Below are 13722 nucleotides of genomic sequence, written 5' to 3'. Positions count from 1 at the left end.
GCACCTCGAGCCGCGGCATGGTCCGCCGCTCGCGCATCTGGCTGACCAGCTTGCGGTTCAGAAGCGCGATCACGTCGAAGCTGTCGTCGAAGCGCACACCGAGCTTGTCGCGGCCGGCCCGGCGCGGCTGCTCAAGACCAGCATCGTCGGCAACGGGCATGTGCGCGGGATCGCCTGCGGCGACGACGGCAAGAGCTTCAAGTGGATCGCCTTCCGAAGCGCCGACAGCGAGCTCGGCCGCGCGTTGCTGTCCTCGCCCGCCGACGCGCGCTGGTGGCTCGCCGGCTCGATCAAGCGCGACGAGTGGAACGGCGGCAATGCGGCCGAGATGCACGTGGAGGACGCGGCGCTTGCTTGACGCTGCCAGACCCCTCGCCTAACCGGCGAACCGCCCTTTGCGGCCCCATCGTCTAGCGGTCCAGGACGTCGCCCTTTCACGGCGAAAACACGGGTTCGAGTCCCGTTGGGGTCACCAAAATTCTAGTGTCCGGGCGACACTCGAAGATTTGGTGACAGCGCGCTCAAATCGATAGACCCGGGTCGCCTTCGATCACTTCGATCGCCAGCCGCGGCCGCTCGCCTGGCTGCCACAGCTTCGCCGTATGCGCAACGCGGTAGCGCAAGGGGCCGCCGTCAGGCGTTCCGCTGCGCGTGATCGGGCGCGGGATGCAGACGAACTCGGTGCGCATTTCGTCGCCGGTCAATCGGACCGTTGCATAGCCGTGGCCACCGGCGTCGAGGAATTCGAGATGCGGAGCGAGTTCGGGATTGGACAATGCCCGCGCACGCTCCATGTCGAACGACTTGGCATATTCGAGGGCCGAGCGGACGCCGTGCTTGAGCATCATGTTGAACGTGCACACGATCTTTCCGTCGGGGCGGTCCGCAACAAACAGCGGACGCAGCGTTCTGTCCTTTTTGAAGCCGTGTTCCCACGCCTCCTGGCCGCCCGGGCTGACCAGCGAACCCCCGACGAAGCTCAAGCCGACAGGCTCGTACTGGCGCGGGGGAAGTGCTGCGGCCGCATAGCCCGCCCAGAAACTGTGGCGGTCTCCTGACACGATGGCGAAGCCGGTAATCTTCGCGTCACGGACGAGGTTATAGATTTCGGTCCGCTCCGCATAAGCGGCGCCATAGTCGCTGCTGTTCTGCATCGCATAAGTATCAGCAGGCCACGGCTTTTCGGCCATTCCGGCGGGAAGGTTCTGAGGATCGCTGCGCTGATCGAGGGCGCCGAGCGAATTGCCCCAGACCTTCCAGGTCGCCGTCGACGTGCGCAGCTGGTCCTTGAACCAGGCCTTCTGCTCGGCGCCAAGGATCGTGCGCGGCGCCTTGTCCTTGCGCGGGTTCGCGATCTTGACGTCGCGGAAGTGGAGCTCGGCGGGCGGATTGCCGCCGTTGTACGCAGCGCCATAGTCGAGCGCGATCATCGCTTCTTCGGAGAACATGCCCGCGAACTTCGGGTCGTAGATGTCGCCGACGCCCTGAGCGTCCGTCGGGTCCTCGCCGGAGAAGCTGTGCTGGTCGGTGATGATGAGGTCGAGGTGCTTGCCATAGCGCAGGGTGCGATAGGCGATCAGGCTGCGGATCGCGGCCAAGTTGTTCGGTTCGAGCCCGAGACCGTTGGCGTCCCATTTGTCGATCTCGACATTCTTGACCGGAACCGCCCCGAACGCCTCGAGCGATCCGCTCGGCGGATTCAAGCGCGCCGGAATATATTCGAACCACGCCTGATTGGCCGCGACCTTGATGGTCTGCCCCGGCTGCGGATCTCCGCCCGCCTGCTGGATGCTCTGCCGGCCCTGCCACGAGAATTCGTGGTTGTCCCAGATGTTGACGAACGGCCAGCGTGCGCGCGCGTCCTGAAGATCGGGATCGGCGAGATAGCCCTTGTAGATCACGCGATAGCCGTCGAGCGTGAGCGGGTAATGGAAGTTGCTGAACTTCCCGCCGTCGGGGAGGCGGCCGACATCGTAGATGATCCGGTCGTAGCGCGATTTCACCTCGTCCGGATATTCGACCACCTCGTAGATGAAGTCGCCGAGGTGCAGCACGAAATCGAGCTGGTCTTCGGGGCGCGCGCGCTCGTCCTCGAAGATCATCCGGCGGTAAGCGTTGAGCTTGCCCTCGTTCACGTCCTGACAGCTGACGAAGGCGAAATTGACGGGGCGCGGATCGTCGGGGGTCGGCGCGGTGCGGGTTCGGCCGATGCGACTTCCGTTCCCGTCCGAGTCCGTGAACCGGTACCAGTAGGTGCGCGACGGCTTGAGCCCGCCGACGAGCACGCGCGTTGTCCAGTCGGCCTCGGGCGACACCGGAGTAGAGTTGCGCGCGATCACTCTGCGGAACGCTTCGTCCTCGGCAACTTCGACCGTTAGCTGCTGTCGGGCCGCAGCATCGAATGGGCGGCGCGTCCAGAGGATGATGCCGCCCGGATCGGGATCGCCCGACGCGACTCCTTCCGGAAAGAGGTCCCGACGCTCATTCCACTTGGCGGCAGATGCGCGGGCTGGCCCGCTCCACGCCAACGAGGCGCCCATCGCCGCCGCAAGCTGGACGAAGTCGCGGCGGCTGAGCGTCATGTCCCTATCCCTCGAGCAATCTCTCCGCGTGCCAGTGCAAATGGTCGGCCATGAACGTCGAGATGAAATAGTAACTGTGGTCGTATCCCGGCTGGATGCGGAGCGTCAGCGGGATGCCGGCCTCGCGGCATGCTCGTTCGAGCAGCTCGGGCCGCAATTCCTTTTCGATGAACGTGTCCGAATCGCCGACATCGACGAGGATTTCATCGACGGACGCACCGTCCTCGATCAGCGCCACGGCGTCGTGCCTGCGCCAGGTCGAGCGGTCCTCGCCGAGATAGCCGCCGAGCGCCTTCTGACCCCACGGCACCTGCGACGGCGCGACGATCGGCGCGAAGGCGGAGACGCTGCGGAACCGCTCGGGGAAATTGAGCGCGATCGTCAGCGCGCCGTGGCCGCCCATCGAATGGCCGGTGATCCCCTGCCGGTCCATGTCGGCCGGGAACCGGGCCGCGACCAGCGCCGGGAGCTCCTCGGTGACGTAGCTCCACATCCGGTAGTTCTTCGCCCACGGCTCCTCCGTCGCATCGACGTAGAAACCGGCGCCCTGGCCGAAATCATAGCCCTCCGCGTCCGGTACATCGTCGCCGCGCGGGCTCGTGTCGGGCGCGACGAAGATCAGCCCGAGCTCGGCGCAGCCGGCACGATACTCCCCCTTCTCCGTCACGTTGGCGTGGGTGCAGGTGAGGCCCGACAAATACCATATGACCGGCAGCTTGCCGCCTTGCTCCGCCTGCGGCGGAAGGAAGATCGAGAAGATCATGTCGGTGCCGGTCGCGGCGGATGCGTGCTTGACCACCAGCTGCCGTCCGCCATGCGACTTGTTCTCCGACAGGATCTCCACGCTCACTGCTCCGGCCGGTGCAGTCCGCAAAGCTTGTTGCCGTCGGGGTCGCGGAGATAGGCGAGGTAGAGCTTGCCGAACGGCAGCTCGCGATAACCGGGCGGGTCCTCGATGGAGGTCCCGCCCGCCTCCACGCCGCGGCGGTGCCATTCGTCGACCTCTTCCGGGCTGTCGAAGTTGAATCCGACCGTTCCGCCGTTGGCGCAGCACGCCGGCTGCCCGTCGATCGGCCGCGTGACCATGAACACCGCGCCCTTGTTGCGATAGGCGAGGCGGCCCTTGTCGTCCTGCATCGCTTCCTTGCTGAACAAAGCATCATAGAAGCGCCGCGACCGCTCGACGTCGTTCGATCCGACCATCACGTGGCTGAACATATTGTTCTCTCCCCTCGTCGTCATTCCCGCGAAAGCGGGAACCTAGCTCAACAGGAAAATTGGGTCCCGCTTTCGCGGGGATCACGAGTGTTGGTCAATACATCACGACAGACCTGATGCTCTCGCCCGCGTGCATCAGGTCGAAGCCCTTGTTGATCTCCTCAAGCTCGAGCGTGTGGGTGATCATCGGGTCGATCGCGATCTTGCCGTCCATGTACCAGTCGACGATCTTCGGCACGTCGGTGCGGCCTTTGGCGCCGCCGAACGCGGTGCCGCGCCAGTTGCGGCCGGTGACGAGCTGGAACGGCCGCGTCGCGATCTCCTTGCCCGCCTCGGCGACCCCGATGATGATGCTCGTTCCCCAGCCGCGGTGGCAGCATTCCAGAGCGGTGCGCATCACTTCGGTGTTGCCGGTCGCGTCGAACGTATAGTCGGCGCCGCCGTCGGTCATCGTCATGACCGTGGCGACGATGTCCTCGCGGCTCATCCCTTTCGTGTTGAGGAAGTCGGTCATGCCGAACTGGCGGGCCCATTGCTCGCGGTCGGGATTGATGTCGACTCCGATAATCCTGTTCGCGCCCGCAAGCTTCGCGCCCTGGATGACGTTCAGCCCGATCCCACCGAGCCCGAACACGACGACGTTATCCCCCGGCGCCACCTTGGCCGTGTTGACGACTGCGCCGACTCCGGTGGTCACGCCGCAGCCGATGTAGCAGCTGGTCTTGAACGGCGCGTCCTCGCGGATCTTCGCGACCGCGATCTCGGGCAGGACGGTGAAGTTCGAGAAGGTCGAGCAGCCCATGTAATGGAAGATGGTCTCGCCCTTGTAGGAAAAGCGGCTGGTGCCGTCGGGCATGAGGCCCTTGCCCTGGGTCGCGCGGATCGCGGTGCAGAGATTGGTCTTGCCGCTGAGGCACGACTTACACTGGCGGCATTCGGGCGTGTACAAGGGGATCACGTGGTCGCCGGGCTTCACGCTGGCGACGCCCGACCCAACCTCGCGGACGATCCCCGCGCCCTCGTGGCCGAGGATCGACGGGAAGATGCCTTCGCTGTCGAAGCCGTCGAGCGTGTAGGCGTCAGTGTGGCAGATGCCCGTCGCCATGATCTCGACCAGCACCTCGCCGACCTTGGGGCCTTCGAGGTCGACTTCGACGATCTCGAGCGGCTGCTTGGCTTCGAACGCGACGGCGGCGCGGGTCTTCATGTTCTCTCTCCGTTGAGGAAGTTGCGAATCCAGCCGGCAACAACGGCACTGTTGTTCGGCGCATCGAGCGAGGCGATCGCCGCCTCCGGATTCGGCACCGCATCATGGCGCTTTCGGATCAGCGCCTTGGCGAAGCCGGGCGAGAACTCGGGATGGAACTGGAAGCTGATCGCCGGACGGTCGGTCCAGGCGAGCGCCGCGAAGGGCGTAAAGTCCGACGCGGCGACCACCTCGGTGTTCGGCGGCTGGACGACGACCTGGTCCTGGTGCGAGGCGGGGATCGCGATCGTCCCCGCCGCGTCGATCCAGGGTTCCGAACGGACGATCGTGTAGCGGTGTAAGCCCGTGCCCCAGCCCTTGTCGGATTTCTCGACCTTTCCGCCGAGCGCCTCGGCCATCACCTGGTGGCCGAAGCAGATGCCGACCATCTTCGCGTCGCCCGCGTTGCGGATGAACTGCTCGAGCGGCGCAATCCAGGGCAACGGGTCGTACACGCCGGCAGGAGAGCCGGTGATCAGATAGGCGTTATGTCCGTCGGCGGCGGGCAGCACGCCCGACTGGACATCGAAGCTCTCGACCTCGAACCCGGGTCCGAGCAACCGCTGGAACATTTCGGAATAGTCGCCGAACTCGTCGGCGAGATTGCCCGGCGGATAGCCGGTTTCGAGGATTGCGAGCTCCATCGCGCCGCCTTGCCACCGCAATAGCCTTCGGCCAAGACGCAGCGATGGGGAGCGCGCTCGACGGACGCCATGCGCTGATCACCGGCGGCGGAACCGGCATCGGTGCGGCCGCGGCCCGGCACCTTTCGGGTGAAGGCGCGAAGTTGTCGCTGCTGGGGCGGCGGATCGATCCGATTCAGGCGGTTGCCGACGAGCTTGAAGCGACCGCGATCCAGTGCGACGTCACCGACCCTGACCGAGTCGGCTCGGCCTTCGATGAAGCGCGCGCCGCAAACGGCCCGATCGACTGCCTGATCGTCAATGCGGGGATCGCGGAGAGCGCACCGTTCCACAAGACGACCCGTGAGAGCTGGGACCGGATCGTGGCGACCAACCTCACCGCCGCGTTCGACTGCGCCCGCGCCGCGATCGGCGATTTGCTCAAGAGCGACAGCGGTCGCCTCGTCTTCGTCGCCTCCGTCGCGTCGCTGCGCGGCGTCCCTTATGCGGCGCATTACGCTGCGTCGAAGCACGGCCTGCTCGGGCTGATGCGCAGCCTCGCCGCCGAATATGCGAAGACCAGCCTCACCGTGAACGCGGTCTGTCCGGGCTATGTCGACACGCCGATGACCGATCAGTCGGTGGCGCGAGTGTCGGAGATCACCGGGCGAAGCGCGGACGACTCGCGCTCGATCATCACCAACATGAATGCGAGCGGGCGACTGGTCGACCCGGAGGCGATCGCTAACGTCATCGCCATGCTCTGCCTGCCCTTGAGCCGCGACATCAACGGCGCGGCGATCACGCTGGACGGGGGGACGACGGCATGAGCTTCGATCCCGCGACCTTTGCACCGGAGCACTTCCTGTGGCGCTTCGCGAACGGAGTCGCGACGATCACGCTTAACCGGCCGGAGAAGAAGAACCCGCTGACCTTCGAGAGCTACGACGAGCTTCGCGCGACCTTCTACGCGCTCGACCACAATTACAGCGTGAAGGCTGTCGTGATCCGGGGCGCGGGCGGCAATTTCTGCTCGGGCGGCGACGTCCACGAGATCATCGGGCCGCTGACGAAGATGAAGCCCGACGGGCTGCTGAAGTTCACGCGCATGACCGGTGACCTGGTGCGTGCGATGCGCAAGTGCCCGCAGCCGATCGTCGCCGCCGTCGAGGGCGTCTGCGCCGGCGCCGGCGCGATCATGGCGATGGCGAGCGACATAAGGTTCGGCCAGCCGGGCTGCCGCACCGCCTTCCTGTTCAGCCGCGTCGGCCTCTCCGGCGCCGACATGGGCGCGTGCGCCATCTTGCCGCGGATCATCGGCCACGGCCGCGCCGCCGAGCTGCTGTTCACGGGCCGGGACATGACGAGCGAGGAAGGGCTCGCCTGGGGCTTTTACAATCGCGTCGTCGAGGACGTGATGGCCGAGGCCCATGCGCTCGCCGACCAGCTCGCGAAGGGCCCGAGCGTCGCGCATGCGGTCACCAAGCGCCAGCTCGACGCCGAGTGGACCATGACCATCGAGCAGGCGCTCGAGGCCGAAGCCCGCGCCCAGGCGCGATGCATGGAGACCAGCGACTTCCAGCGCGCCTACGAGGCGTTCGCGAACAAGCGGCGGCCGGAGTTCCAGGGCGATTGATGCCGGACCGCAGCTTCCTCTCCTGGCCGTTCTTCGAGGCGAAGCACCGCGAGCTGTCCGACGAGCTGCAGTCATGGTGCGCGGAAAACTGCAGCGATCGCTATGCCGACGATCTCGACAGCGAGTGCCGAATGCTGGTGCGCGAGCTCGGCGCAGCGGGGTTCCTCAAGCTGGCCGTCGCCGACGGCGCTGCCCGGCCAGACCTGCGCAGCCTCGCCATTGCCCGCGAGACGCTCGCCTATCACTCGGCGCTCGCCGACTTCGCCTTCGCCATGCAGGGGCTCGGATCGGGCGCGATCTTGCTGTTCGGGACGGTCGAGCAGAAGCGCCAATGGCTGCCCCGCGTCGCTTCCGGCGAGTCGATCGCGGCTTTCGCGATGACCGAGCCCGAATGCGGGTCCGATGCCGCGAACATGCAGACCTCGGCAATGCGCGAGGGCAACGAATGGGTGCTCGTCGGCGAGAAGACGCTCATCTCCAACGGCGGCATCGCCGACTTCTACCTGACCTTCGCGCGCACCGGCGAAGGCGAGGGTGCGCGCGGACTGTCGGCGTTCATCGTGCCCGCCGACGCCGTCACCGTCGCCGAGCGGATCGAGGTCATCGCCCCGCACCCGCTCGCGCGGCTCACCTACGATAATGTCCGGATTCCCGCCGATGCGATCGTCGGCGAGCCGGGTGAGGGGTTCCGCATCGGGATGGAAACTCTGAACCTGTTCCGGGTGACCGTCGGCGCCGCGGCGCTCGGCTTTGCGCGGCGGGCGCTCGACGAGGCCCTTGTCTTCGCCTCCAGCCGCCGCCTCGGAAGCGCCAGGCTCGCCGACAATGCGGTGACTCAGGAGAAGCTTGCGGACATGGCGCTGCTGGTCGATGCGTCCGCGCTGCTCATCTACCGCGCCGCCTGGCAGCAGGACGAGGGCGGAACGGACAACCGCCGCGCTGCCGCCATGGCCAAGCTCCACGCGACCGAAGCCGCGCAGCAGGTGATCGACGCCGCGGTGCAGATGCACGGCGGCGCGGGCGTCACGCGCGGAGTCAAGGTCGAGGAGCTGTACCGCGACATCCGCGCCCTGCGCATCTACGAAGGTGCGAGCGAGGTGCAGCGCCAGATCATCGCGCGCGATCTGCTGAAGGGGTGAACCCATGAAGATTCTCCAGCCGCCGAACTGGCCACGCCCGAAGGGATATTCGAACGGGGTCAGCGCCGCCGGGCGAATGATCTTCACTGCCGGCGTGGTCGGGTGGGACGAGAACGAGAGCTTTCCCGAATACACGCTCCACGGCCAGTTCGCCCGGGCGCTGCGCAACACGCTGCAGATCCTCGCCGAGGACGGGGCAGGTCCACAGCATGTCGTCAAGATGACCTGCTATGTCACCGACCGCAGCGAATATCTCCACTCGCGCGATGAGATAGGCGCTGCGTGGCGCGAGATCATGGGCCAGAACTTTCCCGCAATGACGCTGGTCGAGGTCAAGGGGCTGGTGGAAGCTGCGGCCAAGATCGAAATCGAAACGACGGCGGTGGTTGAAGAAGAATGATTTCGCACTTCTTCGTCATTCCCGCGAAAGCGGGAACCCAGTTTTTCTTTTCTTGCTGGGTCCCCGCTTTCGCGGGGATGACGACATAGCGTGTACGACAGCTTCGTCCACGACCGTCTTCCGCCGCCGGAGCTGCTGCCGGAGTTCCGGTTCGACCTGCCGGAGGTGCAATATCCCGAGCGGTTGAATGCCGCCGCCGAACTGCTCAAGGGCGGCGCGCCGGACGCGCTTGCGGTGGTCAACGATCACGGCCGCTGGAGCTACGCCGACCTCGACGATTTCAGCGGGCGGATTGCGCGGCTGCTGGTCGAGGAGGAGGGGCTGGTGCCCGGCAACCGCGTGCTTCTGCGCGGGCCGAATGGTTACACGATGTTCGCGGCCTGGCTCGCCGTGCTGAAAGCCGGCGGCATCGTGGTCGCGACCATGCCGTTGCTCCGCCCGGGCGAGATTGCGACGGTGGTCGAGCGCGCGCAGATCAGCCATGCGATCGTCGACAGCCGGTTCATCGGCGACTTCCGCCACGCCGTCGAGCAGACCCATAGCGTTAAGCACATCGTCAAATATGACGGCGATCACGGAAAGGGCGAGCTGGAGATGCGCTGCGCATCGCTCCACCCGCTGCCGCCCGCCGACACCGGTCGCGACGATCCCTGCATCATCGCCTTCACCAGCGGCACGACCGGCGTGCCCAAGGGCTGCGTTCATTTCCACCGCGACGTGCTCGCGCCCTGCGACACCTTCGCCAAGCATCTCGTCGATCCCAAGCCCGGCGACGTCTTCCTGACCAGCGCGCCGATGGCGTTCACCTTCGGCCTTGGCATTACACCGATGTTCCCGCTTCGCTTTGGCGCGGCGAGCGCGACCATCGAGCAGGCCAGCCCGCCGGCGCTGCTGGAGGCGATCGTCACATTCGGCGTCACCCACCTCGGCACCGCGCCCACCGCCTACAAGGCAATGCTGTCCCAGCCGCAGCTCGACGCAGCAGTGAAGACGCTGCGCTATTGTATCTCCGCCGGCGAGCATCTGCCCGAGGCGACTTGGCGTGCATGGAAGGAGCGGACAGGCATCGCGATCACCGACGGAATCGGGTCGACCGAAATGATGCATATCTTCGTATCCGCCGCGGGCGACGACATCCGTCCGGGCGCGACCGGCAAAGCGGTGCCCGGATACACCGCGACCGTGCTCGACGCGGACGGCAAGCCGATGGACGAGGGAGTCGGCCGCCTCGCGATCAAGGGACCGACGGGCTGTCGCTATCTCGATGACCCGCGCCAGCGCGACTATGTCGTGAACGGCTGGAACGTGACGGGCGACACCTACCGCCGCGACGCCGACGGCTATTACTGGTACCTCGCGCGCAGCGACGACATGATCGTCAGCTCGGGCTACAATATCGGCGCTCCCGAAGTGGAGAATGCTTTGCTGTCGCATCCCGCCGTCGCCGAATGCGCGGTGATCGGCATGGCGTGCCCCGAGCGCGGGCAGAAGGTGAAGGCGTTCGTGGTGGCCGCTGCCGATGCTGAGCCGTCGGAAGCGCTCGCCGCCGAGCTCCAGGCGCACGCGAAAGCGGCGATCGCCCCCTACAAATATCCGCGCGAGATCGAATTCGTCGATGCGCTGCCCAAGACGGCGACCGGCAAGCTCCGGCGGAGCGAGTTGCGGCAGCGTTAGCGCGCCTCCCACGTATCGAGAAAAGAATAGCGCCCCACCCGGGAGGGTGGGGCGCTCGCGGCGGTTACGAAGGGGAGAACTAGAACCGGTAACCGACCGCAATCTGGAGAATCGGATAGATTTTGAACTGGTCGATGTCGTTTTCGATTTCGCGCGCTTCCTCGCGAAGACTGACCTGGAACTCCGGATCGGAAGCCAGCATGCCGGTCGCGGTGAGGTTGCGGACGCGCGGCGAGCCCTGGAACATGCCGCCCGCTTCGATCCCGAAATGCACGCCGCGCGTCATGCGGCCGCCCCATCCGATCGTCAGCGTCGGCGCCAGGCTGTTGCCTTCGACCTTGCCTGAGAGGACGCCGATTTCCGCCGGCGTGTAGGTTTCCCCACCCACTTCGACGTCGGAGCTTGGTGTCGCTTTCAGACTCACCCGGTTGTTGTTGATCCGCGCGCCGGCGGAAAGCCGGAACCCGCCACCGAACGGGTGAAGGTCGAGCATCAGGCCGCCCGATGCCAGCTTGAGATCGCCATCATAATCGATGTCGTCGGACTCGACGCTCCGCCCGACGCCCAGGAAGGTGGCGTTGCCGCGCACGCCGAGCGTATTCGAGAACCGGTACGCGGCTTCCGGGCCGATCCCCAATGTGCCGCCGGTGACTCCGACCGATACCCCCGGCGAGCTTTGCGCGAACGCGGGCGTGGCCGCCGCCGCGGCAACAGCGGCGAAAAGCAATTTCAGTTTCATTCCATGCTCCCCATCGTGGAAATCTGCGTGCCGGCAGCACTACGCCGCGGGCGGGCTCCTGATCGCCGGAGCGGCGGCGCCTGTCATATCCCACTTGAGGTATGCCCCGACCTCGGCCAAGCATGCCGCAAGAGGCTGAGATTGCGGCGAAGTGCCGGTCAGCGATGAGCGAGTGCCGGCTTAGTGAAACTGACTCCGAACCTGATTTACGAGGCCGCGCTCGACGACGAAATTTTCGCCGAGCTTCCCTCGATCGTCGCCACGGCCGCGGGGGCGCGCAGCTGCGTGCTTCACTGGCGGAACCAGAACGGCGCCGCGGAAATTTTCACCCACTCGGGTTATTTCTCGGACGAGCACATGGCCGATTATGCGGCCAATTTCGCAAGCCACGACTTGTGGACCGACGCCGGTATGGCCCAGGGTTTCGTCAACCGGGCGTGGCGCACGACCGACCTCGTCCCGACCGCCAGCTACGAGCGAAGCATCTTCTACAATGAGTGGATTCGCTCGATGGGCGACGACACTTTCTTTTGCTGCGGGTCGGTGATGCGCACGCCGCTCGGCGACGGCATCGTCGGCCTCCACCGCGGCAAGAACCAGGCCGATTTCTCGGATGAGGTCCTCGACGAGCTCAACCGGAACGTCGACCATCTTCGCGGGATGTTCGCGATCCGCGGCAAGATCGCCGGCCTGCGCGAGCGCAACGACATGCTCAGCGCCATTTTCGCTTCGGACCGCGAAGCCACGTTCGCAGTCAACCGCGGCGGACGCATTCTACTCGCGAACGCAGCGGCCGAAGCCGTGCTGCAGTCGGGCCGCTTCCTTCGTTGCCGCAGCGGCCAGCTGCGCGCCGTCTGTGACGCCAGCCGGCGAGCCCTGGAATCGGCCATCGCGACAGCCGCTGAGCAATCGGACGGCCAGGCATCGAGCTGCCTGCTTCGGTCCGGCGATGGCGGATTCCTGGTTGCATCGCTGATGCCCTTGCCTTCGTCATTCTCGCAGCCGGCCGTCCTCGTCACAGTCGAGGACGAACGGACGCGCATGTTGCCCGAGGTGGTCACCAAGCATTTGCAGGAAGCTTACGGCCTGACCCGGTCAGAGGCCGACGTCGCGATCCGGCTCGCCGACGGGGACAGCATCCCGGAAATCAGCGATCGCCGCCGCTCCGCCGTCGGCACCGTCCGCATCCAGGTCAAGTCCGTGCTGCTGAAAATGGGCGCGCGCCGCCAAAGCGAGGTCGTGCGCATCGTCGGAATGTTTGGTCAGGGACGCGCAGCCGGCGGCATGCCCGACGATCGCGAAAGGCGCTGACCGGCGGACCCGCCGCGGAGCGTCACACATGCGGCGCCGACAAGTTGAGCGCATGGCGTAAATTGCCAAGCTGCGGCGCTTCGCGCCAAGAGTCGCCTTGCAGGCCGCGGCTCAAACCGCTGATCGGCAACGCTTTTCCCGTCTGGCATGCTTCTTGATCTGTGCTCCGCCGCAGCAGCGTGGCTGCGCAACAGGAGCATGAATGATGATGATCAGTGCAATCGTGGCGGTGGCCCTCGGCCTGACGCCGGTCACCGAAAGCAAGTCGCCGCAACTCGTCGAGGTCGACGACAAGATCGCGGCCCGGATCGGCAAGTACGAGCAGTTGGCCGGCAGGGACGGCAAGACCCGAGTCCGCGGCTTCGATCGGCTCGGCCGCGCCTACGACCTTTCCATCGACGCGAACGGGCACGTCACCGGGCAGGTGGGCAACTGGGAAGTGACGTTCGACGCGGCGGACGCCGTTTGACCACCGGCATCGGGCCGCAAGCCCCCGCGGCCCGATGCCGGACCTATTGCGTGACATGGCGGCAGCGCATCTGTTAGCCGACCGGCATGGCTTCCACCGCCGCCGCTTCCGCCCGCGAAATCCTGACCGGCCTCCACGACATCATGGCCAAGCGCGGCTCGGCGCAATCGAAGCTCGACCGCGTCGTCGACCTCATCGCCGAGGCGATGGGAAGCGCGGTCTGCTCGATATACCTGCTGCGCAACAATAGCCTCGAGCTGTTCGCGACTCACGGACTGCGCAAGGAAGCGGTCCACGTCACCCGGCTGAGGATGGGGGAGGGGCTGGTCGGCATTATTGCCGAGGGCCGCATCCTCAACCTCGCCGAAGCGGCCGAACACCCCGCCTTCGCCTACCGCCCCGAAACGGGCGAGGAGCGCTTCCACAGTTTCGCCGGCGTTCCGATCGTGCGCCTGGAAACGCCCATCGGCGTGCTCGCCGTCCAGAACGCCGAGCCGCGCCGCTACGAGGACGTCGAAATCGAGGCGCTGCAGACCGTGGCGATGGTCCTGTCCGAAATGATCGGCGCCGCGCGGCTGGTCGACGGCGCGCGCCGCAGCCGCCTGCGCAGCGCCGGTCCGCTCCGCCTTTCCGGCCTCAAGCTGGTCGCCGGAATGGCCCGAGGCGAGGCGGTGTTCCACGAGCC

At 66.2% G+C, this 13722-nt stretch carries 14 protein-coding genes, 1 tRNA gene and 1 pseudogene; 10 read left to right on the top strand and 6 right to left on the bottom strand.

Annotated elements, in window-relative coordinates; genetic code table 11:
• Both GH737_RS15255 and GH737_RS08110 read left to right on the top strand, forming a co-directional pair.
• Positions 1 to 358: pseudogene (locus tag GH737_RS15255) on the top strand (hypothetical protein); the annotation flags it as partial.
• 41 nt (positions 359 to 399) lie between these two features.
• Positions 400 to 475: transfer RNA gene (locus GH737_RS08110), tRNA-Glu, on the top strand.
• 46 nt (positions 476 to 521) lie between these two features.
• Here the strand turns inward: GH737_RS08110 and GH737_RS08105 are convergent.
• The 5 genes from GH737_RS08105 to GH737_RS08085 all read right to left on the bottom strand — a co-directional run bounded on the left by GH737_RS08105 (position 522) and on the right by GH737_RS08085 (position 5690).
• On the bottom strand, positions 522 to 2582 hold the full coding sequence (locus GH737_RS08105) for an alkaline phosphatase D family protein (RefSeq protein ID WP_155264334.1): 2061 nt from the start codon (positions 2580 to 2582) through the stop codon (positions 522 to 524).
• Between the two features lie 4 nt (positions 2583 to 2586).
• Positions 2587 to 3426 (bottom strand): S-formylglutathione hydrolase, encoded by an 840-nt coding sequence (gene fghA, locus GH737_RS08100; protein WP_420853433.1) that lies wholly within the window; start codon positions 3424 to 3426, stop codon positions 2587 to 2589.
• Between the two features lie 2 nt (positions 3427 to 3428).
• On the bottom strand, positions 3429 to 3800 hold the full coding sequence (locus GH737_RS15775) for a VOC family protein (protein WP_155264335.1): 372 nt from the start codon (positions 3798 to 3800) through the stop codon (positions 3429 to 3431).
• 94 nt (positions 3801 to 3894) lie between these two features.
• The gene (locus tag GH737_RS08090; RefSeq protein WP_155264332.1) at positions 3895 to 5007 is read right to left on the bottom strand and encodes an S-(hydroxymethyl)glutathione dehydrogenase/class III alcohol dehydrogenase; all 1113 of its coding nucleotides are present in this window, start codon (positions 5005 to 5007) and stop codon (positions 3895 to 3897) included.
• Positions 5004 to 5690: a glutamine amidotransferase-related protein gene (locus GH737_RS08085; protein ID WP_155264331.1), complete on the bottom strand. Its 687-nt coding sequence runs from the start codon at positions 5688 to 5690 to the stop codon at positions 5004 to 5006. Before GH737_RS08085 ends, GH737_RS08090 begins: the two co-directional genes overlap by 4 nt.
• 44 nt (positions 5691 to 5734) lie before the next feature.
• Between GH737_RS08085 and GH737_RS08080 the strand changes: the two genes are divergently transcribed.
• The 5 genes from GH737_RS08080 (at position 5735) to GH737_RS08060 (ending at position 10518) form a co-directional block, all read left to right on the top strand.
• The gene (locus GH737_RS08080) at positions 5735 to 6499 is read left to right on the top strand and encodes an SDR family NAD(P)-dependent oxidoreductase (RefSeq protein ID WP_155264330.1); all 765 of its coding nucleotides are present in this window, start codon (positions 5735 to 5737) and stop codon (positions 6497 to 6499) included.
• Entirely contained in the window at positions 6496 to 7305 is an 810-nt protein-coding gene (locus GH737_RS08075; RefSeq protein WP_155264329.1) for an enoyl-CoA hydratase family protein, read from the top strand. Before GH737_RS08080 ends, GH737_RS08075 begins: the two co-directional genes overlap by 4 nt.
• Positions 7305 to 8444: an acyl-CoA dehydrogenase family protein gene (locus tag GH737_RS08070; protein ID WP_155264328.1), complete on the top strand. Its 1140-nt coding sequence runs from the start codon at positions 7305 to 7307 to the stop codon at positions 8442 to 8444. The genes GH737_RS08075 and GH737_RS08070 overlap by 1 nt, the downstream gene beginning before the upstream one ends.
• A gap of 4 nt (positions 8445 to 8448) precedes the next feature.
• A complete protein-coding gene (locus tag GH737_RS08065; protein WP_155264327.1) occupies positions 8449 to 8844 on the top strand; it encodes a RidA family protein in 396 nt (131 codons plus the stop codon).
• Positions 8845 to 8934: 90 nt separating this feature from the next.
• Positions 8935 to 10518, top strand: coding sequence for an AMP-binding protein (locus GH737_RS08060; RefSeq protein ID WP_155264326.1), 1584 nt, complete (start codon positions 8935 to 8937; stop codon positions 10516 to 10518).
• 79 nt (positions 10519 to 10597) lie between these two features.
• Here the strand turns inward: GH737_RS08060 and GH737_RS08055 are convergent, their stop codons facing one another.
• Positions 10598 to 11257 carry a hypothetical protein gene (locus GH737_RS08055; protein WP_155264325.1) on the bottom strand — a complete coding sequence of 220 codons (660 nt, stop codon included), beginning with the start codon at positions 11255 to 11257 and terminating at the stop codon, positions 10598 to 10600.
• Positions 11258 to 11440: 183 nt separating this feature from the next.
• Here GH737_RS08055 and GH737_RS08050 point away from each other — a divergent pair, with 183 nt between their 5' ends.
• From GH737_RS08050 to GH737_RS08040, 3 genes are all read left to right on the top strand, one after another.
• A complete protein-coding gene (locus tag GH737_RS08050; protein ID WP_155264324.1) occupies positions 11441 to 12568 on the top strand; it encodes a helix-turn-helix transcriptional regulator in 1128 nt (375 codons plus the stop codon).
• 202 nt (positions 12569 to 12770) lie between these two features.
• On the top strand, positions 12771 to 13037 hold the full coding sequence (locus GH737_RS08045; protein WP_155264323.1) for a hypothetical protein: 267 nt from the start codon (positions 12771 to 12773) through the stop codon (positions 13035 to 13037).
• An 86-nt stretch (positions 13038 to 13123) separates the two neighbouring features.
• The coding region (locus GH737_RS08040) for a GAF domain-containing protein (RefSeq protein ID WP_155264322.1) at positions 13124 to 13722 on the top strand (599 nt) is incomplete at its 3' end.

The sequence above is a fragment of the Sphingomonas segetis genome, from assembly GCF_009720245.1.
GTDB classification, from domain to species: Bacteria; Pseudomonadota; Alphaproteobacteria; order Sphingomonadales; family Sphingomonadaceae; genus Sphingomicrobium; species Sphingomicrobium segetis.
Note: the sequence above shows the minus strand (reverse complement) of the source record. Positions and strands in the feature narration are given on the sequence as shown.